Consider the following 25662-nt stretch of genomic DNA (forward strand, 5'->3'; position numbering starts at 1 on the left):
GCCCCGCCTGCGGCGCGCACGGTAACGACGAGGAGTCTCCCATGCCGAACTGGATCGAAGCGATGGGAAGCGCGATCGACGCGCTCCTGCCCGGACTGGAAGCGATCTACCAGGATCTGCATCGGCATCCGGAATTGTCCATGCAGGAGGTCCGCACGGCATCGATCGCGGCGGACTATGTCGCCGGGCTCGGCTACGAGGTCACGCGCAACGTCGGCGTCACCGGTGTGGTTGCCGTGCTGCGCAATGGCGACGGCCCCACGGTGATGCTGCGCGCCGACATGGATGCCCTGCCGATGGCGGAAGCCACCGGACTCCCCTACGCCAGCACGGTCAAGATGACGGATGAAGACGGCGTCGAGGTGAGCGTGGCGCATTCGTGCGGGCACGACCTGCACGTCACCTGGCTGATGGGCGTGGCGCGCCTGATGGCCGAGCATCGCGCTGCGTGGCGCGGTACGCTGCTGGCCGTCTTCCAGCCCGGCGAGGAGGTGGGGCGCGGCGCGCGCAGCATGATCGACGATGGCATGATGTCCCGCTTCCCCAAGCCCGACGTCATCCTGGGCCAGCACGTGATGGTCGGCCCCGCGGGCACGGTAGGCTATCGCTCCGGCACCATCCTCTCGGCGGGCGACAGCCTCAAGGTGCGGCTGTTCGGGCGCGGCTCGCACGGCTCGCAACCGCAGACGTCGATCGACCCCGTCATCATGGCCGCGTCGACCACCTTGCGCCTGCAGACCATCGTGTCGCGCGAGATCTCGCCGCGGGAGAGCGCGGTGCTGACGGTCGGCGCGCTGCAGGCCGGCACCAAAGAGAACATCATTCCCGACGACGCCACCCTCAAGCTCAATATGCGCACCTTCGACGAGGACGTGCGCGAATACATGCTGGGCGCGATCCGCCGCATCTGCTGCGCCGAGTGCATGGCATCGAATGCACCGCGCGAGCCGGAGTTCACCACGCTCAGCAGCTACCCGCTGACGGTCAACGATGACGCCACCACGCAACGCCTGCGTGCAGCGTTCGAGGCTTGGTTCGGCGAGCGGGCCTACGAGACGCAGCCGGCCGCGGCGAGCGAGGACTTCAGCGTGTTCGGCCGCGCATGGAACGTGCCGTACGCCTTCTGGTTCGTCGGTGGCACGGATGCCGCAACCTATGCCAGGGCGCAAGCGGAAAAGACACTCAACAGGCTGCCCAGCAACCACTCGCCCCAGTTCGCGCCCACCCTCCACCCCACGTTGCGTACCGGCCTGGAAGCCATGCTGTGCGCAGCCGGGGCCTGGCTTGTCCAATGAGGACGGCCATGGTGAATTCCCACGCGGCCTACACCTTCCTCGAACTGGTCGGCACCTTCGCGTTCGCCATCAGCGGTGCCGTCGCCGCCCGGCAGAAACGGCTCGACCTGTTCGGCATCGCTTCGATCGCCTTCATGGTGGCCTGCGGGGGCGGCATCGTGCGCGACGTCTGCATCGGCGCCGTCCCGCCCGCCGGGCTCTCGAACTGGCCCTATCTGGCCACCTCCCTGGCGGCGTGCGGGGTCACCCTCCTCGCGTATCCACAAGTCCGCCGCCTGCGCCAGCCCGTGCTGCTCTTCGATGCCATCGGGCTCGGCCTGTTCGCGGTGGCGGGGGCGCAGAAGTCGCTCGCTTATGGCCATAGCGCGGAGCTCGCGATCCTGCTGGGCATCGTGAGCGCGGTCGGCGGCGGCGTGATGCGCGACGTGCTGCTCTCGCGCGTGCCGGCCATACTCGAGCGCGAGATCTACGCGTCCGCTGCGCTGCTCGGCGCGGCAGTCCAGGTCGGTTTCACCTACGCGGGCTGGACCGCCTGGTGGTCGCCGTGGCTGGCGACGCTTGCATGCGTGGTGCTGCGGCTGGCGTCTCTCTACTTCGGCTGGCGCCTGCCGGCATTTGCGGGACGGCGGGAATGCCTGGCCCGCGATGGCCAATAAGCCCGCTGCCGAGCAGCCGGCCGGCGGGATGCGGCAAGCGCTGTGCAGCCCGCGGCGTCCCGGCCATCGCTCGGCGTGATGCTGCCCCGGCGCGACGGGGGGGCGCGCCCTTCCCCTCGCCCCTTGCCCTGCCGCGCTTGATATATTTTTCGACTTAATTACGCCAGAAAAATATATTGGACGTCTTAGCGCATCTCCCGCACCATCTGCACCAACTGCACATTTCCCCCAGACCGTGCGCCCCGTTACGGCGCGCCAGGAGGCTCAAGCCGCACACCGAGCCTCGACTAGTACAACATAATCCCCGAGGACACGGATGCCTGACTATCGATCGCGAACTTCCACCCATGGCCGCAACATGGCCGGGGCGCGCGCCCTGTGGCGCGCCACCGGCATGAAGGACGGCGACTTCGGCAAGCCGATCATCGCCGTGGTCAACTCCTTCACCCAGTTCGTGCCGGGACACGTGCACCTGCGCGACCTCGGCGCCCTGGTGGCGCGCGAGATCGAAGCCGCCGGCGGCGTGGCCAAGGAATTCAACACCATCGCGGTCGACGACGGCATCGCCATGGGCCACGGCGGCATGCTCTATTCGCTGCCCTCGCGCGAACTGATCGCCGATTCGGTCGAGTACATGGTCAACGCGCACTGCGCCGATGCCATGGTCTGCATCTCCAACTGCGACAAGATCACCCCGGGCATGCTGATGGCCGCCATGCGCCTGAACATCCCCGTCGTGTTCGTCTCCGGCGGCCCGATGGAGGCCGGCAAGATCAAGTCGCCCACCGATGGCCAGGTGATCGCCAAGATCGACCTGATCGACGCCATGATCAAGGCCGCCGACCCCAAGGTCAGCGATGCCGAGGCCGAGGAAGTCGAGCGCAGCGCCTGCCCCACCTGCGGCTCCTGCTCCGGCATGTTCACCGCCAACTCGATGAACTGCCTGACCGAGGCGATCGGCCTGGCGCTGCCGGGCAACGGCACCATCGTGGCCACGCACGCCTGGCGCCAGGGCCTGTTCGAGCAGGCCGGCCGCCTGATCGTCGACCTGTGCCGCCGCTACTACCAGGAAGAAGACGCCTCGGTGCTGCCGCGCCAGATCGCCACCAAGCGCGCCTTCGAGAACGCCATGGCGCTGGACGTGGCCATGGGCGGCTCCACCAACACCGTGCTGCACCTGCTGGCCGCGGCGCAGGAGGCGGGCGTGGACTTCACCATGTCCGACATCGACCGCATCTCGCGCAAGGTGCCCTGCCTGTGCAAGGCCGCGCCGGCCACCGACAAGTACCACATCGAGGACGTGCACCGCGCCGGCGGCATCCTCGGCATCCTCGGCGAGCTGCTGCGCGCCGACCTGATCGACCCCAGCTGCGGCAACGTGCACAGCGGCACGCTGGGCGCCGCGATCGCGCGCTGGGACGTGGCGGGCAGCGGCGAGGATGCCGCGCACAAGTTCTACCGCGCCGCGCCGGGCGGCATCCCGACCCAGGTCGCCTTCAGCCAGGAAGCCACCTTCGACACGCTGGACCTCGACCGCGAGCGCGGCTGCATCCGCAGCAAGGAGCACGCGTATTCCAAGGACGGCGGCCTGGCCGTGCTGTACGGCAACCTGGCCGAGAAGGGCTGCATCGTCAAGACCGCGGGCGTGGATGAGTCGCAGTGGGTGTTCAGCGGCCGCGCGCGCGTGTTCGAGAGCCAGGACGACGCCGTGGCCGGCATCCTGGGCGACCAGGTGCAGGCCGGCGACGTGGTCATCATCCGCTACGAAGGCCCCAAGGGCGGCCCCGGCATGCAGGAGATGCTGTACCCGACCTCGTACCTGAAGTCCAAGGGCCTGGGCAAGACCTGCGCGCTGTTCACCGACGGGCGCTTCTCGGGCGGCTCCTCGGGGCTGGTGATCGGCCATGCGTCGCCGGAAGCGGCGGAAGGCGGCACGGTGGCGCTGGTCAACGATGGCGACATCATCCACATCGACATCCCCAAGCGCCGGATCCACCTCGACGTCTCCGAGGCGGAGCTGGCCAGCCGCCGCGCCGCCATGCAAGCGCGCGGCGCGCGTGCCTGGCAGCCGGAGCACCGCGAACGCGTGGTCTCGGCCGCGCTGCAGGCCTACGCGGCGCTGGCCACCTCGGCCGACCGCGGCGCGGTGCGCGACCTGTCGCAGCTCAAGCGCGGCTGAGCCTCGCCTGCGCCCGGGTGCGACCGGGCGTGAAAAAAGGAAAGCCGGCACGGTCCTGGACCGCGCCGGCTTTCTTGTTTCGGATCGCCTCCCCGCGGATGCTCGCGGCAACAGGTTGCGCAAGGTCTGCCGGACCGCCTCTCAGTCTGTCAGGTAGCGCTCCGCCAGCAGGCTCCAGAACGCGGCCCCGATGGGCAGGTTGTCGTCATTGAAGTCGTATTGCGGTTGCGCGACAGGATCGAACAGAGCGCCGCGGCGATCGTGCCTGCGGATAGGGTGGCCGCTTGAGCCTTGGCGTGAAGGTCCGGCGGACCCACGCGAACGCCGAGGCCGGGGTGCCGACCGAGCCAGCGGCCGGCACCGACACCGCGAGACGCCTGCTCGCCCGGCGTACCACTGGCGCGGGTCAGTTGCCGCCTCGCCCCACCATACCGCGTTCGATCGTCACCCGGTCGAACTCCGGCGCCGCTTTCGTGATCGAGCGTTCGAAGGCCTGGGCATCCTGCTGCAGGCGCTGCAGGATCGCGGGCTCGCTCGCAGCCTTGTCGAACTTCTCCCCGGGATCCCGCCCCAGGTTGTACAGCGTTGGCTTAGCCATGCGGACTTGCAGGCTCTCCTCCGGTTTGCGCCCGGTGACGTCGTAGAAGTTGACCTTCCATTCCCCTTCGCGCCAGGCCTGCAGGCGGCCACGGTAGAAATAGGGCATCACCTGGCGCGGGCTTGGCGCCTGCTCGCGCAGCGTCTTGCCCAGGTCGACCCCGTCGAGGACGGCATCGGGCAGCCGGGCCTTGGCCAGCGCCGCGAAGGTGGGCAGCAGATCGTAAGTGGCGCCGATGCCGTCCACGACCGCGGGACGGATGGTGCCAGGCCACCAGAACAGGGCGGGCACGCGTGCGCCACCCTCATAGGTGGAAGCCTTGCCGTCGCGCAGCATGCCGGCCGACCCGACCAGCTCCTCATACAGGATCCAGGGGCCGTTGTCGCTGACGAATACGACCAGCGTCCTCTTGGCATCCGGGCTGCGCCGCACGGCTTCCATCACCCGCCCCACACTGTGATCGAGCTCGGCAATGGCGTCGCCCACCGGCCCCCCCTTGCTGCTGCCGACGAACTCGGGCGCCGGCATATGCGGCAGGTGAGGCTTCTCATACCCCACCCAGGCCAGGTAGGGCTTGTCGTGCTTGCCACCGATGAAATCGACGACCCGGTCAGTCAGGCGCTTGTTGTAGCCGGGCTGATCCACCGGCTGCTCGACCACCTGGTCGCGGTAGTCGGTCTTGCCGTTGACGACAATCCGCTCGCTCGAGATCAGCGGTGAGTTCCAGTACGCGTTCTTGGGATCGCGGAAGGCAGTCACCGCCTGCCGGTAGTACAGGACGAACAGTTCCTTGGGCGACTCACCCTTGGCGAAGCGCTGCCGCAGTTCCTCGATGCTGACGCCGCCGGGGATGCCGGTGAAGTACGCATCGTTCGACATCGGCATGCCCCACCAGGAGTCGAAACCGTGCCGTGTCGGGTAAGCGCGCGGGGCGTCGCCCAGATGCCATTTGCCGAACAGGGCGGTGGCATAGCCGGCGTCGCCCAGCACGCTGGCGACCGTCGCTTCGCGGTCGGGAAATCCGTAGGGATCGCCTTCGACCTGCACGCTGTTGAGTGCTCCATACAGGCCCGAGCGGGTCTCGACCCGCCCGGTCAGCATGGCGCCGCGGCTGGGCGAGCAGATCGGAGAGCTGACATAGAAGTTGGTCCAGCGCTGGCCTTCGGCCGCCATCCGGTCCAGGTTCGGCGTGCGGAACACGGGATGGCCGTAACTGCCGAGATCGCCCCAGCCCAGGTCGTCGGCGATCAGCAGGATGATGTTCGGGCGGGTATCGGGCGAACCATTCGGGCCGGCAGCGGGCGCCGCCCGCGCCATGAGGGGCGGCACAGTTAGTGCCACGGCCCCGATGATAGGCAGTGCCCATCGACACGCGACGCGCCTGGCGCGCGCCACAGCCAATTGCGCTGGCGCTGGCGACCGCTCCTGCGGCTCCGCCGCGCGACGTCCTCCGATCGCGCTTTGATCCATTTGCTTCATCTCCTCTCAACCCATCAGAACTTGTGACGTATGCCGGTTGCGATCCCCGTCTGGCTGTTCTTCCCTTCGCCAAGGAATGCACCATTCGCGAATCCGATTGCCGGAGAGTCGAGGTTCAGTCCAGAGTTCCGTGCATAGCCAACCGTGAAATAGACGTCGGTGCGCCTGGATAATGCGTAGTCGGCGATGAAACTCAACTGCCAGGGGTTGACCGGGTTGACGTCCGGCTGTGCGGCGTTGGTCTTCAACGTCCTGCGATCATCGTAGTAGTAGCCCAGCGTGAGCGTCAGCGCAGACGTGGCGCTGTAGTTGAAACCGGTCCACCAGAAATTGTCCCGCACCAAGGTGCCGCCTGCAGCGTCCTTGTTTTGTCCCCAGCGATAGCCGGCCATCCACTTGGTCCGGCCCAGCTCATAGCTTGCAGCCAGCGCCAGCTTCTTCGACGTACCGGTACTGCCGGGCACGACCGCAGGGTTCCACTGGTCATAGGTGACGGCGAGGCCAAGGCCTGCCCCCAGGTACATCAGGCCGGCGCCATAAGCGGTATTGTCCTTGGCATGCCCGGGCACTTCCCCCGCGCCCTGCCCGGCAACGGGAGTCAGGCCGAACTTGCTCAGCCCCGCCCCGAAACTGTAGTGCGCCTTCATCGTGAGCGGCCCCGCGACTGCGGTGTACTTCACCGCATTGTCCAGGCCACCGCCGCTAGCCGTCCCGCCAAGCAAAGCTACCGTTGGCTCGAACAAGGGAGCGAACTTGGCCGGCATGAAGTTCCCCAGCGTTTCATACATGCTGGTGTTCTGCCGGCCGAGCGTGATCTGGCCGAGCCGGTCGCTTTGCAAGCCGACGAACGCCAATCTGCCGAATATGGTGCCCGCTCGCGATATCTGCCCCGAGTCGGCGGCGAAACCACTCTCGAGGACAAACAACGCCTTCATGCCCGCCCCCAGGTCTTCCACGCCGCGTATGCCCCAACGCGAGCCCGACATGCCGCCAGCCGCCTCCAGGGAGAATTTGTTGCCCCCCGCTTGCCGTGTCACCGCGCCGGTGACGGGATTGATGACCGGCGCGACCTGCGCCTGGTTGTTGACATACTCGAACGGCACATCGATGACGCCATAGATCGTCACGCCAGACTGTGCATGCGCCACGCCCGTGCCGCCCGCAGCGAGACTCAAGACGGCATGGCACGCAAGATGCTTTTTCCTCCCCACAGCTCTCCTCCTCCTTGTTTTTCTTTCGCGCTCGTCGTCCGAGGCGCGCCTCGGCGTTACGGATACGCTGGTCTGGATCCGGATGCGCAACAACGGCAGCAACGGACCAGGCCAGCTGCCAGCTGCCATTCGCGCGCGCACCAGCAACGCGCGCACCGACAAAATTATCCGATCGGATAATTTATCAACGTCGATCTGGCAGTGTCAAGCGCGACACACGCCCCGCTCATCTCAGTAGAATCCCTGATCCCGCGAGGTGGTTGGATCGTGAAAATGACGGCGTCATCGCGCCGTTCGCGTGGCCCTCGGGGGAAATGGAAGATGCACGTCGCCAGGCAAACCCAGCAGGTAAGGAGCGGACAAACTCGCGCCGGGATAATGGCTATCGCTCCAGCTTCCGTAGCGGCTCACCGCTGAGAAGACATAGGTGCGCGAGATCGGCGCAATACGCGAAAACACAGTCGGCGCCCATTGCGAAGCGGCCCTGGCATTCAGCTTCCGATAGCCGGGCGCCCCTCCTCCTGAGGCCGCCACTACGCGGGCACTTTTTTCGCCGGGCCCTGCCACCACGCAACAACCGGAAGGCAGTTCCTTGCCTTCCGGTCGATTGGTTCTATCGTCAAGGTGCATGCCGCTTCATTTCTGCAATCGAATCATGGCGGCAAGCCACTCGATCTTTCTCAGCACCGCGATATGCCGTAGGCGCCATGCTGGCGATGCCACGATCCGCGCCTGACGAGGATGCGATGGGACTGTGTAAGGTTGTGCCGCGAGGCACGACTAACGTGGCATGGGCGGCGGTTGCCGCTTGACGACTGCCATCGGAGGGAAACGTGAAGACTGCAGAGCGATTCGCGGCAATCAGGCCAGAGCCTCGCACAAGCCCGTCCACCACGATTCAGCCGGCGTGGCTGCGCATCACGCACTGGCTCAATGCCATCGCCGTGATCATCATGATGCTCAGCGGCTGGCGCATCTACAACGCTTCCCCGCTGTTTGCCTTCCATTTCCCCAACGGCATCACGCTCGGCGGGTGGCTGGCCGGCGCGCTGCAATGGCACTTCGCCGCCATGTGGCTGCTGGTGGCCAACGGCCTGTTTTACCTGGGCATGAATGTGCTCACCGGCCGCTTCCAGAGGCGCTTCCTGCCACTTTCCATTTCCGGCGCGCTGCAAGACATGGCCGCGGCGCTGCGCGGGAAGCTCTCGCACGCCAATCTCGCTGAATACAACGCCGCCCAGAAGCTGCTCTATCTCGGGGTGGTCGCCGTCATCGTGGTCACGGTGCTATCCGGTCTCGCCATCTGGAAATCAGTGCAGTTTCCGCTGCTGCGCATGCTGATGGGGGGCTATGACACGGCTCGCTGGATCCACTTCGCCGGCATGAGTGCGATCGCACTCTTCATCGTCGTCCATGTGGTGATGACGGTACTGGTGCCGCGCACGCTCATCATCATGCTGCGCGGCCGCTAGGCTGAGGCAGCTAAACAGGCTGAACAGGGGAATTGCCGTGAGCACACCCGAGAAAATCGTCCGAGTCGACCGCCAGCTGATCCTGCGCGATGCCACCCGGGAGTTGAGCATGCCGTCCCGCCGGCTGTTCGGCAAGCGCGCCATCACGCTCGGCGGATTGCTGCTGCTGACTGGATGCCGCATCACCGACGAGCCGTCAGTAGAGTCCTTCCTGATGGCGGTTTCACGCTTCAATGATCGGGCGCAAGCCTGGCTGTTCGATCCGCGGCGGCTGGCGCCGACCTATCCTGAGTCCATGCTGACGCGGCCGTTCCCCTTCAACGCCTACTACGGCATCGATGAAGTGCCGGAGGTGGACGCCGACGGCTTCCGGCTCGAGATCGGAGGCCTGGTCTCACGCAAGGCGCCATGGACGCTCGACCAGTTGTATGCCTTGCCGCAGACGTCCCAGGTCACGCGGCATATCTGCGTCGAAGGGTGGAGCGCGATCGGCAAGTGGGGCGGCACGCGCTTCTCCGACTTCCTGCAGCGCATCGGAGCGGACGTGACGGCAAAGTATGTGGGTTTCCGCTGCGCCGACGACTACTACTCCAGCATCGACATGCCCACGGCATTGCATCCGCAAACGCTGCTGACGTTCACCTACGACGGCGAACGCCTGCCGCCAAAGTATGGATTCCCCATGAAGCTGCGCATGCCGACCAAGCTCGGGTACAAGAACCCGAAGCACATCGTCGCCATCTTCGTGACCAACAAGTATCCGGGCGGCTACTGGGAGGACCAGGGCTACAACTGGTTCGGCGGTTCCTGAGCGATCACCCGTACCTGACCGGCGGGTTCGCCGGTTTCCTGCTTATCTGACCAAGGAGAACACCATGAAAAAGCGTCTGGCTTTGCTGATTTCCGCTGCAATGCTGCTGGCCGGCAATGCGCTGGCACAGGACACCATGAAGAAAGACGAGATGGGAAAGGATGCGATGGGACAAAGCGGCAGCATGGCGAAGGACACCATGGGCAAGGACGATATGTCGAAAGGCCATATGAGCAAAGGCCACGCCAAGAAGGCTCCGGCGAAGCGAGGCATGAGCAAGGATTCCATGGGGAAAGGCTCCATGGACAAGGACTCCATGGGCAAGGACTCGATGGACAAGGACTCCATGGGCAAGGGCGATACGAAGGAATAGCGGGCTGCATCAAGCGATCCGGCGCTGGTGAGAGTGCCCGGCTCCGGCCATTGCATGAATCGCAGCCGGTCGTGCCCCGCGGCAGCGTTCCGGCTTCACGCGGACCGACGCGGACATTGGCGGGCGCGTCCGGGCGCTCCCACGTCCCCTTTGTGAGAGCGAGCGCCTCCCGGGGCGCAGCATCCCCGGCCCGAGCCCGCCATCGTGCGGGCTTTCTCTCGCTGCCGCCCCTCCTTGGTCGCCCCGATTGCGATCCCGATGCGCGGCGCGATCACCCCGCCCCGACAGGAGCTTTGCCATGAAAATGCAGAAGATCACCCCCTTCCTCTGGTACGCGAAAGAGGCGGAGGAAGCCGCCAGGTTCTACGCTTCGATCTTTCCCGATTCACGTGTCGTGCGGGTCACGGCAATGCCCAGCGATTCGCCGAGCGGCCCGCCGGGTTCCGTCAAGATCGTCGAATTCGTGCTGTGCGGACAGCCGTTCACTGCCATGAGTGCCGGACCGCTCGATCCGTTCAATCATGCGATCTCCTTCGTGGTGCAGTGCGAAGACCAGGAGGAACTGGACCGCTACTGGAATGGGCTGCTCGACGGCGGCGCGCCCGAGCAATGCGGCTGGTTGAAAGACCGCTTCGGGCTCTCGTGGCAGATCGTTCCGGCGGCCCTCGGCGAGTGGATGTCGGATCCCGATCCGCTCAGGGCCCGGCGCACGGCGGATGCCATGATGAAGATGGTCAAGCTCGACATCGGGGCCCTGAAGGCGGCTCATGCGGGGGCCGCCGGCTGAGGCTGCTGCCGCTTTGGGGGGGAATGACGCCGGACCGGCCCCGGCATTCCGCGGCGAGGTCTCGGGGCCATCGCCGGGGGGACGCCGCGGTGTGTCGCCCTCGCGTCAGCCGCCGCCATCACGCCGGACGGGAGCAGCGTGGACGTCCGCCTGGCAGCGCTTCAGCCATGCTCCACGGCAGGGCCGCAGGCCTTTTGATTTGCGATGCAGCGCACCCTGCGACTGGCGGATTGAAACCGCCACGCGCGGACTGAAATATCAATCGGCCGGCAACATCAACTAGGCGGCAAGGTGAACCTGCCGGCTCGTCAAGGCATTATTGACGGCAATCGGAAGCTCCTTGACCCCGATCGGTTTTTTCAAAAGGCAGATATGCTCGGGCAGCCCGCCATTCGATTCGATGACATCATCCGACAGTCCGGTGACGATGATTATCGCGATTTTCTCGTAGATTTCATTTGTCTTGAGCGTATGCAACAGGCGAAAGCCATCGACTCCCGGCATCACAAGATCCAGAATAAGAATATCAGGCTCACACCGGCCTATCGCGATCAGGCCTTCGATCCCGTTCCCCACTGATTCGATTTTCAGGTCCGGGAATCTCGTCCTGATTCCACTCGCATAGAGATCCCTCAAATAGGGATCGCTTTCGATGATCATGAGACGCCTGGAACGCAGCAAACTGCCATCCTGCACCCGCTGCTGCTGGAGAACCAGGGTATCGACGGCTTCCTTCGGAATCCGGCGGTGGCCGCCATCGGTCTTCCATGCCGGCAACTTGCCGGTCTCAACCCACATCTGCACCGTCCGACGAGAAACCCCGAGCCGTTCCGCGGCTTCTTGGGTTGAGTAGAATTCAAAATTCTTGCTCATATCATTATGATCAGATATTTTTATCTGAAGATTAATTCCCTCTTATCCCGCCAGGAACCTTGAAATCCGGGTCGGTCTGTCGAGCGTCGCCCCGCTCGCGCTTTGCCAGCGCACCGCCATCGTTCTAGGCCTCAACCACGCCGCTCCGGCTTCCTGGCGCGTGGCCTGCGCAGCATATCCGGCCTGCACGGACGGCATCAACCGGACGGGCACCGCAAACCGCAAAGACCAGTTCCCCAGGGTCGGCAAATAAGAGACAGGGATGCTTTCTCCCTCCGTGAAAGCATATCTTGATGCGTAGTCTATCAGCTATTCCTGCACTTTCCTTCACCCAAAGGGATTAAAAGTCCGCTTGAAAATCAAACCTTTGCAAACGCAAGGGACGGGGGGGTGCCATGTTTATCTGAACCATCGCAGCGCCATTCTTTTCCGTCGATCGCTTGCGCCTGTTGAAACCCCCATCTCCAGCATGCGCAAACGATCCTTTGCCATCCGTGCGTCATCCTCTTGGCCGCCGCGCGCGCCGTCGGGATTGACAACTCCCAGCGCTGGCACGGCCACGATCGATGGCGGCTCCGCTCGCCTCACCACTACATCCAGCGTGCCGCCGGGTGAACCCGTCCATGCGCCTTTCGCCACTGCCGCGCAGACTCGTCCAGTCCCTTGCTCCGATCCCGCTTCCCCGCGAGCAGGGGGGATGTAAACGTGCAAAATACGAATTTCAAATTGATAAAATGAAAACCACTTCGAGAGCGACGAATCCATCCCGGGCCCATGGCCTCCCTTGGCCTGAAGCGCAGCCTGCCGCCAACGCCCTCGCCAATCCATCAACGATGTCCCCGAGATCATGCAAGGCCTAGTACCGCCGTTATCGCTATTGATCATTCACATTGCCTGGGCCATTCCCACCTCGTTTCTGCTGCGGCGAGCGGGATTTTCCGCCTTGAGCCAGTTGATCCTGCTCTTCCCGCTATTCGGGCCATTTATTGCCATCTGGTTTGCCGCTCTCTGTCACTGGCCGAGATTCAAGAGCCAGGTGCGCCGATTGGAATAGCCGGAATAGCCGGGATCTCTTCCCGGTCACGCGCGCAGCCGGCAGCCACTGCCGCTATTCAGCTGGCGCACGGAGTGCGCCAGCATCGGGGCAAGCCGATCTCAGGCCACAGCAACCGGGCACTTACGCGCGTCCCGATACGGATGCGCGCCCAATGCGGGAACGCCCTTGCGGCACACCGTACAAAAGCCGCACCCGCGCCGATCCGGCGCCGCAATCCAGCCAGTGCCACAGGGCAGCGCATTCTCCGCGACGCGCCTGCTCCGATAACCATTAACCATCCCTCTGCCAGAGAATCAAAGTCACTCATGAATATCGGCAAGATCGCTCTCACCTTCGCGGCCCTCGCCCTCTGCGGCCACGCTGCCGCTCAGTCGGACAACCCGGGAAATATCGAGGCCTTCACCGGCCCTTATATCGGCACCAAGGTCGGCGCCAACATCTCCAGCGTTTCCGGCGCGACCAACCGATCCTCGCATACGACCATCTTCCCCGGTTTCGTCGCCGGCTACGGCTTCGGCGTCGGCCCGGCCGTGATCGGCGCCGAGATCTTTGCCGACCTGCATTTCGGCTCGGCCACCAACAAGGACATCGGGATCGACGCGAAGCTCGGCTATCCGATCGGCAGCTTCATGCCCTATGGCCGGGTGGGGGTCACCGGGACCTCTCCGTCGTACCGCATCCACTATGGTGCCGGTGTGGAGTACATGGCCACCAGGAACATCAGCGTGTTCTCGGAATGGACCGGCGACACCGACCGGGCAGGGGGCAGCCGCTGGGTCAATAACAGCTTCACCATTGGCGTCAACTACCGGCTCCGCTAAAGGAGCGAGGAGCGCGCCCGGCCACCCCCGCTCGCGGCGCTTGCGCAGGCCCTGCGGAAGTCTCCGGCGCACGCGAAAGAGATCCGCTTCCGCTCCGCGCCAGTTTCCCCCGGGGGGGGGGCACCGCTCAGGCAGCAGCCCCTTCGTCAGGGGTAGCCAATAAGTGTATATAAGAAATCTTAAAAGGATAAAATTGAATCTCGTTTGCAGGGATGCCATGGGATTCCCCATTGACATTCCGCTCCTGCCCCACCCTTGCACCCCAAGTGCGAGGGTGGGATCTTTTTCCTCCCGCAACGCAAGCTGCGCTGGCCGCAGAAGCCCGCTCGTCGCGGACCAGCCGACAGCCGTTCGCACCGCGCCACGCACCGCCGCAGCGGACTCCGGCACGCACACCATCCGCCACGCTTGGACCGTCGTCCGGAGCGCGCTTCCCCTGCCGCCCGATATCGCGCGTGAGTTTCGTCCGCCAAGGATCCACCGACATGCCAAAACCTCCGCATGACCCGAGTCACTCCGCAAGGCACGAGGCCGCCCCCGGATCCGAAGGCCTTGCCGCTCCAGCGCCCCCATTGTGCGGCCAGGACATGCAGGCAGGCAGTCCGGATGGCGGCCCCGGCGGGCCCGCGACCGATGACCTCCACCTTCGTTTGTGCAGGCTCTCCAGCCGGCACCGCTCGGTGCTGTACCTGATGCTTCTGGGCCGATCCAACCGGCTCATTGCCGCCGAACTGAACCTGGCCGAATACACGGTCAAGGATCACGTCAAGGTCATCATGACCCGGCTCGGCATCCGCAGCAGGACGCAGATCATCCGCGAACTGAATTCCCCGGCCATGAGGAAATTCCTGGTGAGCTTGTCTCCCCCCATGCACCACGCCCACGGTGAAGGGGATGCGAAAGGCGCAGTGGCGCATCGCGCCATCACCCCGCGGCAGCTGGGCCTGACCGTCCGTCAGGGCAGCGTTCTCTCATTCCTGCTCGAGGGATTGCCCAACAAGGAGATCGCGGCGCGCCTGGGCCTGCGTGACAACACGGTCAAGGAGCATGTCTCGGAGATCTTCCGCCGTCTCGGTGTCGGCACCCGCTCTGAGCTGCTTTCCACGATGCCCGATATCGTGCTGGCCGCACACGACCGCCGCGAGATCCTTTCCGGTCTGTTGCCTGTGCACCGCTGACGGGATATCCCCTCCGGGGCCGATGCCGCGCGCGCCGCGTAGCGGGGGGCCCGGCTCGCCGGCAGCGCCGTACATCGCCATGCTGGCTTCCTCTGGCGCCTACTCCATCGCCGGCAGCAGGATCGACATGCGGAATGCCCCGTTCTCCGCGCCTCTCAGCTGGACAATTCCTCCGCACCCGGCGATGGCATCACCGACCTCCCTGAGGCCCACGTCCAGCCTGTTCGCGTAGGCCCGCGATCCGGCCAGGTGTCTCAGCCGCTCCGGCACCAGATGCCAGGCGATGATGGCATTGGAGCGCGCGAAGACCTCGATCTCCAGCGAGCGCCGGCTGCCCGTGCCGGCGCACAGGTGCCCCGGCGTCGGCGGGGATTCGGCGTCGGAGATGTGCATCACGATTTCCGAGCATGGGAGCCAACGCCGGAGCAGCCAGGACAGATGGATCATGACCAGGCGGAATCGCTGCCCGTTGATGGCAATCGCCGCATCGCCGGACTCCAGGCTGGAGCGCAACCGGACCTCCATGGAGAGGAACCTGGCAATTTCTTCCGCAAGGCCTTGCATGAACGTTTGCGCGGGAACCTGTGCAAGCGTGAGGTAGTCGGCGCCCACCATATCCCGCCAGGTTTCCAGCGCACTCACGCACCATTGAATGGCATGACTCGTGCCATCGCGCGGATGAAGCGCGCCGGCGCTCACGCAATGGGCAAGGCCGTCGACACTGGCGGCAATGATGGCCAGCTTGTCTTTCGCCTCCTGTGCCGTCAGGTCATACACCGCCCTCAACAGCTTGTTGATCTTCACCATGGCTTCTCCGCCGCAAGCCGGTTGGCTGGAACTGAATTCCTGCAGGCTTTTCATTGATCTTCTTGTTGACTCTGTTGCATCCATTGCATCCATTGACACCCCTGATTCCCGTCCGACCACAGCTCGCATCCGTGCGCCAGCGGCGCATGCGCCCCTTGCCCCGGCACATCGACCCGCTTGGTGCAGCGCCGGGCCCCGCCGTCGGCGACTCGCTTCGGCTCGCCGCGACGCGCCACCAGCGATACCACGCATCCCTTGACCATGGAGATGCGCAAGTCCCTGCAGACATCGCGAGCGCCCAGGAACCGCGCAGCCGGCTGCATCGCGCGGCAGGGCCCGCGCCGAGCCGTCGAGCCATCTGAGCGACAGGCGGACTCACAGATGGCCGACGCCCGTCGCGGCACCGGACTGGACGAATCCGGCTGACGGGTAGTTTCATTTTTTCTCGATCCCGAATTAGGACACGAGCTGACGCACCCGCAAATCGATGCACGGGGCCTCAGATGAGGATCGCAATTCCTCTTCCGACCATGCCCTTCGCGCCAGAAATGCTCGACTTGCAGCGCAGTTCGGCCGAATACGCTCAAAGTTACTCCAAATGCGAGTCACTGTTGATAGTGAGTCGCATTCATCCCCCCGTTGGTCGGGTCCAAAAAGCATCAAAACGAAACACCAAAATGATACAAAGTAAACTCGTAGAAATGGCTAGCGGCGCGTGGCCGCGCGGCCCTCCCTGCCCGCAGTGCCGACGCCGTCACCGGCAAGGCGCTCACGGCAATCTGACATGCGTACCGACCCGGCTCACCAGCAGAAGCTTCCGCCAGGATCGCCATCGGTCCGCCAGCCGGCCTGCGCCATCGGGAGGAAAGCAATCAACACGGCCACTCAGCTGCGCGTATCGATCCATCATCGGCCAGTACGCCGGCGGGTTGGGCGCCATGGCAAGCGCGGCGCGCACTGGCCAGGTTCTTTCGAAGGCAAATGGAGTCAACAATTACATCGATGCAGGGTCACATCATGATGGGCACGACGCAAACCGGGGGACAGGATCTCGAGAAATACTTCGCCTCCTATGTGGGAATGGAGGGTGGTAATCCACGCAGCAAGATCTGGTTTTGCGACGTGGCCCCGCATCCTGCCATGCCCGGCCTGCAGCGGCCCCTCGAGCCGGCATTCGCTCCCCCGTCCTGGAATGACAGTTTCAGGAAAAGCCATGGCGCGCAGATGGGGAAATGGCTCGGGCATCAGCGCATCGCAAAGGTCATGACTGCCTGCGTCAGCGCGCTGCAGGGACGGCATGCCGGGCCCCGGGAATGGGAGGACTACTTCCGGGCTTCGCTATATCGCCCGGAGGGGAACGAGTTCAAGATCAATCTGTATCCATTGCCGCTGCGGCCGCGCATGGATATCTCCTGGCGCGACGCCTATGGCCATGATCCCTTGCTGGTGCGCAAGGCGCAGTTCATCGACGTCTGCCATTTCGGCGGTCGCTTCGCCTTTCTCAAGGCCATCACCAGGAACTGGGCACCGCGCGTCGTCGTCTGCATCAACAAGACCTACTCGAGCCAGTACATCGATGCCTTCGGGCTGGCACCGCTCAGGCCAGCGGTCGAGGTGCTGCAGCCCGCCGACCTGACGGTCAAGCTGATCGTCTACCAGGATGCGCAGACACGCTGGGTACTGTGCCCGCCCCTGGCCGGGCCTGTCGGGATGTCATCGGATAGCCAGCTCAGCAGCTTCGGCGAACTGCTTGCGAACTGGTGCCGCGAGCCGGCGCCTGCCACTGTCATGTAAAACCGGAGCGACCATGTTGGCAATCGCTTGCTTTCTGCTCGGCCTGTTCCTTGCGTTCTCCTATCCCGTCTACAGGATCATGCGCCGGGCACATATGAGGATCTGGCTCTATTCCTTCCTGATCATTCCTTTCTTCGGCCCGATGCTCTGCCTCTTTGTCGTGGCATTCGGCAAATGGCCGACGCGTCGCAGACTGAACCGACTGTTCGACTGACGTCTTCGCGCGGGCGGGCGGCGGCCGGCCGCCGCCCGCCCCATGCCAATGAAGAACTCTCGACCCGATGCGCCTGCCCGCTCCTCGCCGCGCGACGCATGGCATCGGGAATGGCATCGCCTGTACGACGAACTGGCGCGGCAGCATGTGCTGCTGCGTGTCGCGCTGGATGCCGTCGGAGACGCCGTGATCACCACGGACAATGCTGAACGGGTCACGTGGCTGAATCCGGTCGCCGAACGCATCACCGGCTGGCGGCTGGCGGAAGCCGTCGGGCTGCGCCTGGCCGACGTCTTCCACATCGCGCCCGCCCCCAGCCTGGCAAGCGCTCAGGAGATGGCGTCGCCAAGCTGGCGCGAGCGCGCGCGCGGCGACCCTCCCCGCCAGAGCGTCCTGATAGCGCGCCATGGCGTGGAGCGCGGCGTCGAGCATTCCGAGGCTCCCGTCCGCAACCAGGCCGGCGAAGCGATCGGCAACGTCCTGGTATTCCGCGACGTGGCCGAACAACGCCGGCTGAGCGAAGAGATTGCCTACCGAGCCACGCACGACCCGCTGACCGGGCTGCTGAATCGCAGCGAGTTCGAGTCGACCGTCCAGCAACGGATCGACAGGGCATCCAGGGACCGCAGCGAGCATGCCCTGCTGTACATCGACCTGGATCAGTTCAAGCTGGTCAACGATGCCTGCGGCCATCGCGTCGGCGACCAATTGCTGCAGCAGGTAGGCCGCATCTTCCAGGCGCAGGCCCGGCCCGGCGACACGGTCGCCAGGCTGGGCGGCGACGAATTCGGCATCCTGCTGGAGAACTGCCCGCTGGCCCATGCGCGGGAAATGGCGGATCGGCTCTGCGCCAGCATGGACACTTTCCGCTTCCTGCACGAGGAACGGCGCTTTCGTATCGGCGCCAGCATCGGGCTGGTGCCGATCGATCGCGATTCGTACGACCTGGCCACCGTCCTGCAGGCCGCGGATGCCAGCTGCTATGCCGCCAAGGAAGGCGGGCGCAACCGGGTCCACGTCTGGCTCGATTCGGACAAAGCGCTGCACGCTCGCCGCGGCGACATGCAATGGGCGGCGCGGCTCGAACACGCACTGGACGACCGCCGGCTGGTGCTTTACGGACAGCGCATCGTCCCGATCGACGACGACCTGCAGGCCCATGCCAGGACAACGCAGATCGAAGTCCTGGTCAGGTTGATCGAACGCGACGGCGCCATCGTGCTGCCGGGCGCCTTCCTGCCGGCGGCCGAGCGCTTCCAGATCGCCTGCCGCATCGACCGCCGCGTGCTGCGGCTCGCCATCGAAGCACTCGCGACGTTCGCGCACGCAGCGCCGCGCAGCATTCTCCACGTGAACCTCTCCGGGCAGTCGATCGGCGACCGCGCCTTCCACCGCGAGGCCCTGGAACTGCTCGACAGTGCCGGCCCGCAGATCAGCCGGCGCCTCTGCTTCGAGATCACCGAGACCGCCGCGATTACCAACCTGGCCGATGCCACCGCCTTCATCGACCAGGTGCGGCAACGGGGATGCGGCGTCGCCCTCGACGATTTCGGCTCCGGCACCTCATCGTTCGGCTACCTCAAGTCATTGAAGATCGACTGCCTGAAGATCGACGGCCAGTTCATCCGCAACATCGGCGAAGACCGGCTGGACGAGGTCGCGGTGCAGTGCTTCGTGGATGTGGCACGCGCGATCGATGTCAGGACCGTGGCAGAGTTCGTCGACAAGCCGCAGGTACTGGAGCGCTTGCGCACGCTGGGCGTCGACTACGCGCAGGGGCACCTGATCCACGAGCCGGAGCCTCTGTGGGATATCTTCGGGCGTCTTGCTGTGGAGGGTGGGTGAGATCGCAGCGGAAGGCTTGTCACTTTGACGCCATTGATCTTGTGCGCGGTCCGACACTCGCGGACGAACACCGACGGACGCAAAATACGCCTAAATCCTTGATTTACTTGGGATGGTGAACCACTGCGGACTGCAGCGGCCAATGACGTGGTGCCCAGAGCGGGCATCACAAAGCAGACGTAACTATTTAATTTCATTGATGATTCATCAAAACTAGATTCATCAATGCCCCTAAGCGTGCCCCTAAAAAATAGCGATGCCACGAAGAGGGTACGCAGGCACTTTCTGGGCGTGCCCATCGTTGTTTACCGGCGACAGTCTACCCGACGGGGTATCCTCGCCATACTGTATATCCATACAGTATTCAGCAGGTGACGCATCACGGGCAATCCCAAGCTCCGCCCGGTCGACAAGTCCGACAGCGACTCGCGCGGGCCCAGCATCAATCCGGCAAACGGCGTCCTGGCGTACATCCCAGGCGACTACGTGCACGTGGCGCGGCAGACGCTCGGCCCCGCCGACAGTGACAACCGCACGCATGCCGAGGTGGTCATCGAGGCCGGCAACTTCGGCACCGTCCGGATCTTCTTCGAGCGGAAGCTCTCCCGCCACCACAAGAGCTACTACCACTATTGGATGGCCTACCGGGCCGAGCCGGTCACCCCGGACACGGCGCACGCTGATGCCGACCACGCGTAGCGGCCGATCGCGCGGCTTCCCGCCGGCGCTGACCAAGGCCGAGCTGCGCGCGCTTTACGAGCGCTGCCCTACCCCGGAGGTCAAGCGCCTGCTGTGGGAGATCGCCCGGCTGCAGGCCCTCGCCCAGCGCGCCCAGGATGTGGCCGACAAGCTGCTGCCGACGGAGCTCGACCAGCTCCTCGTGGCCGAGATCTCGCTTGAGACCGCGATTGCGCCCTACCTGCACGCCCTGCGGACCGCGCTCAAGCGGGAAGCCTGCGTCCTGGCAGGCCGGATCGATTACCCTGGCCCGGCCTCCGACTTCGGGCCGCAGCCCGAGCGAGCGCTCTCCGCCGGCGAGGCCAGGCGCGAGGCCGAGCGGGAAGCCCGGCGCCTCCGCGGCGGGTAGACTTGGATGGCGCGGCCGAGGCGCTGCGCCAACGATCGGGAGGAATCGCCGATGTGCACGAATTACGCCCCAGTGCAGGCCCAGCTGCTGCGCGACGTCTTCGGCGTCGAGCCGCCGCCGTCGGTGTGGAAGCCTAGACCTGGCGCGACTACCTGGCGCCGATTGTGCGCGCCGACCAGGCCGGCCGCCGCGACTGCGTGCTGGCCGGCTTCGGCATGGTCCCCCGGGCCGAGATCAAGCGACGCAACGCCGAACAGGAAGAGCGCACCGGCGCGCCGCCGAAGCTCAAGAATTACGACACGATGAACGCCCGGGCCGAGACGGTCGGCTCGAAGGCGTCATTCTCCGGGCCCTGGAAGAAGGGCCAGGTCTGCCTGGTACCGATAACCGCCTTCTACGAGCCCAACTAGGAGCACGGGCCCAAGTCTGTGCGGTACCGGATCTGGATGAAGGACGAACCGGCGTTCGGGGTAGCCGGACTTTGGAGGGATTGGCCGGATGGGGCCTTCACGTTCACGATGCTGACGGTGAACGCCGCCCGCCACCCGGTGATGAAGCGCATGCACGCACCGGGGAAGGAGAAACGCGGCATCGTGATCGTGCCGCATGGGCAGTGGGTTGACTGGCTGACGTGTCGGGATCCGGAGGTGGCACAGTCGTTTCTGGTGTTGCCACCGGCGGATGTGCTGGGAGTTGGACCAGCACCGATTAATCGCAGTTATCGCTAGCGATCAGCATTTCTAACAATCGCACCCAGTGTCGTAACAAAGCGCTGCGTATCAAGAAAGTAGTTAGGGTATGCAGTCCGAAGAGCATTCAATGACTCAGCCGTAACCAGCACGGCCTCAGAGCCGACCTCTTCCGCCACCTGCTGTTCAGCAATAAGGTAATCTCCTGTCGCCTTTTCAAGCATCGTTCGATGATAACCCGTAATGCGCAACTCAGAGTGTGACGGCCGCAGCACCATCAAGAAATAATGAGAATCACGGTCCGATGCCTCTTCAATCGTATGAAGCGCATGCCCATAATTTGTTAGCTTTGATATCACCTGAAGACCATTCGCCATATCCCGTACGCGCCCATACACATCACTTCGAGATCCCATTCCAGCCAGTGGGGGAGTATTCTCAATATATGAAAATGCTGAGCTTGTCCAAGCGAAGAAATCAAGCCACTCACCTTCGCCTTCACTAGCCTTCAAAGATTGACTCAGAAGGGTGCCAACAGTCTCTACGGCTGTGGCCCATGAGTGCTGCAACCTTGATCGGAGTTGCACCTCGATTTGATGGTTATTGTATGTACCATTCTTATCGCTCCTATACTTGTAGACCAAGTGAATTCCTCTATATCCGGAATCCTTTGGATTTTGAATATAATCCTTTTGATTTACAAGAATATGCTTGATATCACTCTTCAAGTATATGTCGCGGAGTTCCGCCACTTGCGTAGCAGTCGTCAAGACAGCTCGGCAACCGCCTAGATCCTGCATCCGCGACAGGCTCATACTAGGAAAACGCTGTAGCTTTCGGACAATTGATGGGACGCGCTTCAGTCTCTGCGCTACAAGAGCATTACCGTCAATCTTCCGCGCTCTGTTGCGTAGGCCGACTTGAAATGTATTCAGTGGAAAGTTGTGCGAAGCACGCCAGTTGTCCAATACATATAGTGCGGCCGTCTCCGCTGCGTTTCCAGCCTCTTGCCCCGCCAGAACCCTTCCGGCCTTGTCAACCTGACCACGCGAGTATTGTGGTTGTGCCCAACTCATACGTCCCTCCCCCCCTTCTTGTAATTTGGAAAGTGGCGTAAACGATACCATGTTGGGATGCAGGAATGCGATTTGCTTCATCATGCCGGTACCATAGCGCTCAGGTGAGGATTTGGGAAATCCATCTGTCTGTTACAACTTTCTAGTTCTCACCCCGCAATGAAATCTCCTCAGCCACCCGCCCGCGCATCCCCTTCGGCACCCCCTTCAGCATCCGATCGACACTCGGCGTCGCCATCTGCTTCACTTGGTTGATCAGAGCCGGGTTCGTCACCACGATCGGCGATTCCGGGTTCTTCTCGTTCCAGTCCTGCAGCCAGGCTGCCGCCCTCTCCTGCATGCCCTTGTCGCCCTCCGCCAGGCCGCGCGACCACAGGTCCATGATGTTGCTCTGGATCTTCTTCACCAGTGCGATGTCTTGGCGCGCCGGCATCCGGCGGCGGGTGTCCTCGGCGACCACTGTCGGCGTGAAGCCGGCGAACTTCACAATGGCATCGCCCAGGCCAACATCGCTGACCTTGCGGCCCTTGTAGTCGACTGCCTTGTCCGTCATGGCCATTTCCAGGCCGGCTGCGGCGTTGCCCCCCCTTCAGCGGGGGATGCCAAGCCTCAATCGCAGCCAACCTTTGCCGACAATTGGCCTGTTTGGCGATCTCTGCCTACTGCCCACCAAATCGAGCAACATGCGCGCTGGCGACCACCTCATCACCCCCAGAACTGGCTACAAACACCACGGTATATACGTGGGACATGAAAGGGTCATCCATTACTCAGGCTTTGCACAAGGGATGAACAGAGGCGCCATCGAAGAGACAACACTAGCTCACTTTAGTAATGGCGCCCCTGTCCAATGCAGAGAGTACGCCGTGCGGGTCTACAGTCCGGAGGAGACAGTCGAGCGCGCGTATAGCCGCATTGGCGAAGACCTCTACAGCCTGCTCTTGAACAACTGCGAGCACTTCGCGAATTGGTGCATCTTCGGCTTACCCTGGAGCGGACAAGTCAACTCCTTCGTAACTCATGGCGCCTCTGCCGTTGCAGCCTACCTTGGTAAGTCGGAACTGCAGCGCTTGGGCATTGAGGCCTTTTCTGAAATCGCCAAGAGCAAGAGCGCACAGTTCCTCGCGACACAGGCGGTAGCGGGCTTCGCGCTGACGAGCGCCGACTCTGGAGTGAAATCGGCCGTCGCTGCACTCATCGCGCAAGCAGCCTTGCCCTCGCTAGCTCAGAAGTCAACAGCAACCGCTGCACGACTTGCAGTTGGAGGACTGGCGACAGGGTCTCGGACCGCCGCGGGAGTGGCGGCCCTCGCTGGTGGCTCAACGCTCGTCGCAGCAGCAGCCCCAGTTGCGTTGGGATTGGTAGCTGCTTTCGGCGTTGCCAAGGTCTTCGACCTCTTCGGCGATTGACTACCGCGACCGAACTTCAGCCAGGGCGCACGCCCTAATCGGCACAGATTACCCCCTCACGCCACAGTTGGCTCTTGCCACCAGTGTGACCCACCGCCCAGCCGCACGCCCCAGTACATCAGCCACCGGCGCCAGACCAAGCTTCCACCGTCTTTCGGTGCCGCGCAGCGCAATCTCCCAGCGCCCCCAACACCGGCCCCATCACCCAAGCCTGCCAAGCGTCATAGTCAGCCACCACCGGCGCATCCGGCACCTCGCACGGCGCCGCCAGCGCGCTATCGGCAACGTGACTCACTATGCAGCCGCCGGTTTCCCTCCCCAATGCGGCCCGCCACCCAGCCGCACCCCCCAGTACATCAGCCACCGGCGCCAGGCCGGCACGCCAGTGACCGCCGAGGCCTCGCGCAGCACCGCATCCGCCACCGCACGCCGCACCGGGTGCTTGGTGTACAGGAAATCGTGCACCACTGCCGCCTCGTTGGACGTGCCGCCGGCCAGCAGGTAGACCACCGGCAGCCGCGGCACCGACGCCAGGTCGGTTTCGAACCCGGGCGGCACCTCGAAGGTCCGCCCGGCCACGTCCGACTGGTAGACCAGAGGCTCGACCAGGCGCCACAGGCCGTCATCTTGGCCCGTGGCGTTCTCCATGACCAGCTTGGTCAGGAACTGGCTCACGACGTCGCCCCGGCAACCGCCACCGCGGGCGCGGCCGGCGCGCTGGCCGGCGCCGGGGTCGAACTCGCCGCCGGCGTGGCGTACTGCGCGAGCGCGGCCGCCAGCGCCACCTGGAACGCCACCAGCCCGATCTGCACGCCGCTGCGCGCGGCCGGGTCGAGCGGAAGCACGCCCACCACCTGGATGGCGGCCGGCACCTACGTGTTCACCAGCGATTGCACACTCGAGGCGTCGACCGCCGCGCCGGCGGCGCACACGGCGCCGTTGTCCCTCACCAGCTGCGCCAGGATGACCTGCTTGGCCGGGTCGTCGACCGTCATGGCCTGGACCGACTGCAGGGTCGGCTGCACGACCGCGCAGGCCTTGACGACCTGAGCCTGGAAGGTGGCAGCGGCCTGGGGCGCGCCGGCGCAGCCGGCCAGGGAGACGAGCGCGACGATTCCTGCCGCGCACAGCAGCATCAGCTTCTTCATGTGACGTTCCTCTTACGGGTGAATGCCGCGGACGCGGCGGGATGGGACTGCTCAGAAATTCCAGCTGGCGCCGACCATGAGGCGGCCGGCGCGGTCGAAGGTGGCGGTGATCTGGGTGGAGGGCGGGATCTCGACGAAGGCGCGGCAGCAGCCGGTGACGTGCAGGTGCTGGTCGAACAGCGGCACGACCTGGACGTGCTCGATCACGGCACAGCCGGGCAGCGCCAGGGCGACCAGGCACGCGCCGGCGGCCGCCGCGCCGCTACGTCGCATGGTGGATCACCTCCCCCGGCGTGAACTGGTAGCCCTCGCGGCCGAACTTCTGGGCCAGCCACAGGGGGAACGGCAGCGCGTGGATGCCCGCGTCTTTGCCGGTGTGGTGCTGCCGGCAGAGCAGCAGCCCGTTCACCGTCATGTCGTCGACGAAGGTGTGCGGGTCAGCCGGGTCGAAGGCGGCCCAGTCGAACGCCGCGGCGTGCGTCCCGAGCGCGCCGGCGCGCGCGGCGGCCTGGACCGCCGCCCAGTCGATCATGTTGGCGAGCGACCGCTCGATCGGGTGGTGATGGGCTTCCAGCGGCTGGCCACTCTCCTGCGCCGTGGCGCCGCAGACGTAGCAGCGGCCGCCCTCGCGCGCGATCAGCAGCTTCTTCGTGCGTTCGAACAGCGCCGTGGTGGCACGCGGCTCGTGCCCGGGCAGCAGCACGTCGACCGCCAGGGTCTCTTTCTCTTCGTGGGTATCCGTGACGGCCATAGGCCCTCCAGAAATGCAAAGGCCCCGCGCGCGGCGGGGCCTGGGATGCAGG

The 25662-nt window shown here is 64.5% G+C and carries 27 protein-coding genes and 1 pseudogene; 16 read left to right on the plus strand and 12 right to left on the minus strand.

Going from position 1 to position 25662, the window contains the following annotated elements:
• Nucleotides 1-41: 41 nt before the first annotated feature.
• The 3 genes from BKK81_RS12010 (at nucleotide 42) to ilvD (ending at nucleotide 4130) form a co-directional block, all read left to right on the plus strand.
• Nucleotides 42-1295 (plus strand): M20 family metallopeptidase, encoded by a 1254-nt coding sequence (locus tag BKK81_RS12010; RefSeq protein ID WP_071013127.1) that lies wholly within the window; start codon nucleotides 42-44, stop codon nucleotides 1293-1295.
• Between the two features lie 11 nt (nucleotides 1296-1306).
• Nucleotides 1307-1951, plus strand: coding sequence for a trimeric intracellular cation channel family protein (locus tag BKK81_RS12015; protein ID WP_071016403.1), 645 nt, complete (start codon nucleotides 1307-1309; stop codon nucleotides 1949-1951).
• 316 nt (nucleotides 1952-2267) lie between these two features.
• Nucleotides 2268-4130, plus strand: a complete 1863-nt coding sequence (gene ilvD / locus BKK81_RS12020; protein ID WP_071013130.1) for a dihydroxy-acid dehydratase — start codon at nucleotides 2268-2270, stop codon at nucleotides 4128-4130.
• A 406-nt stretch (nucleotides 4131-4536) separates the two neighbouring features.
• On the opposite strand, the gene BKK81_RS12025 is transcribed toward ilvD, so the two are convergent.
• Nucleotides 4537-6198 (minus strand): sulfatase-like hydrolase/transferase, encoded by a 1662-nt coding sequence (locus BKK81_RS12025; RefSeq protein ID WP_083384086.1) that lies wholly within the window; start codon nucleotides 6196-6198, stop codon nucleotides 4537-4539.
• 23 nt (nucleotides 6199-6221) lie between these two features.
• Entirely contained in the window at nucleotides 6222-7574 is a 1353-nt protein-coding gene (locus BKK81_RS12030) for a porin (RefSeq protein WP_231907914.1), read from the minus strand.
• 677 nt (nucleotides 7575-8251) lie between these two features.
• Between BKK81_RS12030 and BKK81_RS12035 the strand changes: the two genes are divergently transcribed.
• From BKK81_RS12035 to BKK81_RS12050, 4 genes are all read left to right on the plus strand, one after another.
• On the plus strand, nucleotides 8252-8890 hold the full coding sequence (locus tag BKK81_RS12035) for a cytochrome b/b6 domain-containing protein (RefSeq protein ID WP_071013140.1): 639 nt from the start codon (nucleotides 8252-8254) through the stop codon (nucleotides 8888-8890).
• Nucleotides 8891-8927: 37 nt separating this feature from the next.
• Nucleotides 8928-9701, plus strand: coding sequence for a molybdopterin-dependent oxidoreductase (locus BKK81_RS12040; RefSeq protein WP_071013143.1), 774 nt, complete (start codon nucleotides 8928-8930; stop codon nucleotides 9699-9701).
• A 64-nt stretch (nucleotides 9702-9765) separates the two neighbouring features.
• Complete coding sequence (locus tag BKK81_RS12045) at nucleotides 9766-10074, plus strand: pentapeptide MXKDX repeat protein (RefSeq protein ID WP_071013146.1); 309 nt, start codon at nucleotides 9766-9768, stop codon at nucleotides 10072-10074.
• Between the two features lie 298 nt (nucleotides 10075-10372).
• Nucleotides 10373-10861: a VOC family protein gene (locus BKK81_RS12050; protein ID WP_071013149.1), complete on the plus strand. Its 489-nt coding sequence runs from the start codon at nucleotides 10373-10375 to the stop codon at nucleotides 10859-10861.
• 279 nt (nucleotides 10862-11140) lie between these two features.
• Here BKK81_RS12050 and BKK81_RS12055 read toward each other — a convergent pair whose 3' ends face one another.
• Both BKK81_RS12055 and BKK81_RS35400 read right to left on the minus strand, forming a co-directional pair.
• Entirely contained in the window at nucleotides 11141-11734 is a 594-nt protein-coding gene (locus tag BKK81_RS12055; protein ID WP_071013152.1) for an excisionase family DNA-binding protein, read from the minus strand.
• 399 nt (nucleotides 11735-12133) lie between these two features.
• Nucleotides 12134-12619: a hypothetical protein gene (locus BKK81_RS35400; RefSeq protein ID WP_156811260.1), complete on the minus strand. Its 486-nt coding sequence runs from the start codon at nucleotides 12617-12619 to the stop codon at nucleotides 12134-12136.
• 477 nt (nucleotides 12620-13096) lie between these two features.
• Between BKK81_RS35400 and BKK81_RS12060 the strand changes: the two genes are divergently transcribed.
• Nucleotides 13097-13612 (plus strand): outer membrane protein, encoded by a 516-nt coding sequence (locus BKK81_RS12060; RefSeq protein ID WP_071013155.1) that lies wholly within the window; start codon nucleotides 13097-13099, stop codon nucleotides 13610-13612.
• Between the two features lie 680 nt (nucleotides 13613-14292).
• A complete protein-coding gene (locus BKK81_RS37020; protein WP_231907915.1) occupies nucleotides 14293-14790 on the plus strand; it encodes a LuxR C-terminal-related transcriptional regulator in 498 nt (165 codons plus the stop codon).
• A gap of 99 nt (nucleotides 14791-14889) precedes the next feature.
• Here the strand turns inward: BKK81_RS37020 and BKK81_RS12070 are convergent, their stop codons facing one another.
• Nucleotides 14890-15651 (minus strand): hypothetical protein, encoded by a 762-nt coding sequence (locus BKK81_RS12070; protein ID WP_156811262.1) that lies wholly within the window; start codon nucleotides 15649-15651, stop codon nucleotides 14890-14892.
• A 963-nt stretch (nucleotides 15652-16614) separates the two neighbouring features.
• On the opposite strand from BKK81_RS12070, the gene BKK81_RS12075 reads away from it, so the two are divergent.
• The 6 genes and pseudogenes from BKK81_RS12075 to BKK81_RS12100 all read left to right on the plus strand — a co-directional run bounded on the left by BKK81_RS12075 (nucleotide 16615) and on the right by BKK81_RS12100 (nucleotide 21265).
• On the plus strand, nucleotides 16615-17391 hold the full coding sequence (locus BKK81_RS12075) for a transcriptional regulator (protein WP_156811264.1): 777 nt from the start codon (nucleotides 16615-16617) through the stop codon (nucleotides 17389-17391).
• 13 nt (nucleotides 17392-17404) lie between these two features.
• The gene (locus tag BKK81_RS12080; RefSeq protein WP_071013168.1) at nucleotides 17405-17605 is read left to right on the plus strand and encodes a hypothetical protein; all 201 of its coding nucleotides are present in this window, start codon (nucleotides 17405-17407) and stop codon (nucleotides 17603-17605) included.
• A gap of 48 nt (nucleotides 17606-17653) precedes the next feature.
• Entirely contained in the window at nucleotides 17654-19450 is a 1797-nt protein-coding gene (locus BKK81_RS12085; RefSeq protein WP_071013169.1) for an EAL domain-containing protein, read from the plus strand.
• 492 nt (nucleotides 19451-19942) lie between these two features.
• Nucleotides 19943-20149 carry a hypothetical protein gene (locus BKK81_RS12090; RefSeq protein WP_156811266.1) on the plus strand — a complete coding sequence of 69 codons (207 nt, stop codon included), beginning with the start codon at nucleotides 19943-19945 and terminating at the stop codon, nucleotides 20147-20149.
• Nucleotides 20133-20537, plus strand: coding sequence for a hypothetical protein (locus BKK81_RS12095; protein WP_071013175.1), 405 nt, complete (start codon nucleotides 20133-20135; stop codon nucleotides 20535-20537). Before BKK81_RS12090 ends, BKK81_RS12095 begins: the two co-directional genes overlap by 17 nt.
• A 215-nt stretch (nucleotides 20538-20752) precedes the next feature.
• Nucleotides 20753-21265: pseudogene (locus BKK81_RS12100) on the plus strand (SOS response-associated peptidase family protein).
• Here BKK81_RS12100 and BKK81_RS34290 read toward each other — a convergent pair.
• Together BKK81_RS34290 and BKK81_RS12105 are read right to left on the minus strand one after the other, a co-directional pair.
• Nucleotides 21262-22386: a RelA/SpoT domain-containing protein gene (locus BKK81_RS34290; protein WP_083384090.1), complete on the minus strand. Its 1125-nt coding sequence runs from the start codon at nucleotides 22384-22386 to the stop codon at nucleotides 21262-21264. The pseudogene BKK81_RS12100 and the gene BKK81_RS34290 sit on opposite strands and share 4 nt — an antisense overlap.
• 58 nt (nucleotides 22387-22444) lie before the next feature.
• Nucleotides 22445-22855, minus strand: a complete 411-nt coding sequence (locus BKK81_RS12105; RefSeq protein WP_071013178.1) for a hypothetical protein — start codon at nucleotides 22853-22855, stop codon at nucleotides 22445-22447.
• A gap of 46 nt (nucleotides 22856-22901) precedes the next feature.
• Between BKK81_RS12105 and BKK81_RS34295 the strand changes: the two genes are divergently transcribed.
• Nucleotides 22902-23711 (plus strand): lecithin retinol acyltransferase family protein, encoded by an 810-nt coding sequence (locus tag BKK81_RS34295; RefSeq protein WP_197523916.1) that lies wholly within the window; start codon nucleotides 22902-22904, stop codon nucleotides 23709-23711.
• A gap of 294 nt (nucleotides 23712-24005) precedes the next feature.
• Here BKK81_RS34295 and BKK81_RS12110 read toward each other — a convergent pair whose 3' ends face one another.
• From BKK81_RS12110 to BKK81_RS12130, 5 genes are read right to left on the minus strand one after another with little or no spacing between them, the layout of a single operon-like run.
• Nucleotides 24006-24386: a DUF1353 domain-containing protein gene (locus tag BKK81_RS12110; protein WP_197523917.1), complete on the minus strand. Its 381-nt coding sequence runs from the start codon at nucleotides 24384-24386 to the stop codon at nucleotides 24006-24008.
• Complete coding sequence (locus BKK81_RS12115) at nucleotides 24383-24583, minus strand: hypothetical protein (RefSeq protein WP_071013181.1); 201 nt, start codon at nucleotides 24581-24583, stop codon at nucleotides 24383-24385. Before BKK81_RS12115 ends, BKK81_RS12110 begins: the two co-directional genes overlap by 4 nt.
• Nucleotides 24584-24859, minus strand: coding sequence for a hypothetical protein (locus BKK81_RS12120; protein WP_071013183.1), 276 nt, complete (start codon nucleotides 24857-24859; stop codon nucleotides 24584-24586).
• 51 nt (nucleotides 24860-24910) lie between these two features.
• Nucleotides 24911-25132, minus strand: coding sequence for a hypothetical protein (locus tag BKK81_RS12125; RefSeq protein WP_071013186.1), 222 nt, complete (start codon nucleotides 25130-25132; stop codon nucleotides 24911-24913).
• Nucleotides 25122-25610 carry a hypothetical protein gene (locus BKK81_RS12130; RefSeq protein ID WP_071013189.1) on the minus strand — a complete coding sequence of 163 codons (489 nt, stop codon included), beginning with the start codon at nucleotides 25608-25610 and terminating at the stop codon, nucleotides 25122-25124. The genes BKK81_RS12125 and BKK81_RS12130 overlap by 11 nt, the downstream gene beginning before the upstream one ends.
• Nucleotides 25611-25662: the final 52 nt, after the last annotated feature.

Source organism: Cupriavidus sp. USMAHM13 (assembly GCF_001854285.1).
In the GTDB taxonomy this organism is placed as follows: Bacteria; Pseudomonadota; Gammaproteobacteria; order Burkholderiales; family Burkholderiaceae; genus Cupriavidus; species Cupriavidus malaysiensis.

What these genes read in the sequence shown, in the direction of transcription:
- BKK81_RS12070 (WP_156811262.1), bottom strand. Translation starts at nt 15,651, where the DNA reads ATGAAAAGCCTGCAGGAATTCAGTTCCAGCCAACCGGCTTGCGGCGGA.
- BKK81_RS12075 (WP_156811264.1), top strand. Translation starts at nt 16,615, where the DNA reads ATGATGGGCACGACGCAAACCGGGGGACAGGATCTCGAGAAATACTTC.
- BKK81_RS12125 (WP_071013186.1), bottom strand. Translation starts at nt 25,132, where the DNA reads ATGCGACGTAGCGGCGCGGCGGCCGCCGGCGCGTGCCTGGTCGCCCTG.
- BKK81_RS35400 (WP_156811260.1), bottom strand. Translation starts at nt 12,619, where the DNA reads ATGATCAATAGCGATAACGGCGGTACTAGGCCTTGCATGATCTCGGGG.
- BKK81_RS12085 (WP_071013169.1), top strand. Translation starts at nt 17,654, where the DNA reads ATGAAGAACTCTCGACCCGATGCGCCTGCCCGCTCCTCGCCGCGCGAC.
- BKK81_RS12105 (WP_071013178.1), bottom strand. Translation starts at nt 22,855, where the DNA reads ATGACGGACAAGGCAGTCGACTACAAGGGCCGCAAGGTCAGCGATGTT.
- BKK81_RS12045 (WP_071013146.1), top strand. Translation starts at nt 9,766, where the DNA reads ATGAAAAAGCGTCTGGCTTTGCTGATTTCCGCTGCAATGCTGCTGGCC.
- BKK81_RS12055 (WP_071013152.1), bottom strand. Translation starts at nt 11,734, where the DNA reads ATGAGCAAGAATTTTGAATTCTACTCAACCCAAGAAGCCGCGGAACGG.
- BKK81_RS12095 (WP_071013175.1), top strand. Translation starts at nt 20,133, where the DNA reads ATGCCGACCACGCGTAGCGGCCGATCGCGCGGCTTCCCGCCGGCGCTG.
- BKK81_RS12120 (WP_071013183.1), bottom strand. Translation starts at nt 24,859, where the DNA reads ATGAAGAAGCTGATGCTGCTGTGCGCGGCAGGAATCGTCGCGCTCGTC.
- BKK81_RS12010 (WP_071013127.1), top strand. Translation starts at nt 42, where the DNA reads ATGCCGAACTGGATCGAAGCGATGGGAAGCGCGATCGACGCGCTCCTG.
- BKK81_RS12080 (WP_071013168.1), top strand. Translation starts at nt 17,405, where the DNA reads ATGTTGGCAATCGCTTGCTTTCTGCTCGGCCTGTTCCTTGCGTTCTCC.
- BKK81_RS12025 (WP_083384086.1), bottom strand. Translation starts at nt 6,198, where the DNA reads ATGGATCAAAGCGCGATCGGAGGACGTCGCGCGGCGGAGCCGCAGGAG.
- BKK81_RS12060 (WP_071013155.1), top strand. Translation starts at nt 13,097, where the DNA reads ATGAATATCGGCAAGATCGCTCTCACCTTCGCGGCCCTCGCCCTCTGC.
- BKK81_RS34290 (WP_083384090.1), bottom strand. Translation starts at nt 22,386, where the DNA reads ATGATGAAGCAAATCGCATTCCTGCATCCCAACATGGTATCGTTTACG.
- BKK81_RS34295 (WP_197523916.1), top strand. Translation starts at nt 22,902, where the DNA reads ATGCCAAGCCTCAATCGCAGCCAACCTTTGCCGACAATTGGCCTGTTT.
- BKK81_RS12130 (WP_071013189.1), bottom strand. Translation starts at nt 25,610, where the DNA reads ATGGCCGTCACGGATACCCACGAAGAGAAAGAGACCCTGGCGGTCGAC.
- ilvD (WP_071013130.1), top strand. Translation starts at nt 2,268, where the DNA reads ATGCCTGACTATCGATCGCGAACTTCCACCCATGGCCGCAACATGGCC.
- BKK81_RS12050 (WP_071013149.1), top strand. Translation starts at nt 10,373, where the DNA reads ATGAAAATGCAGAAGATCACCCCCTTCCTCTGGTACGCGAAAGAGGCG.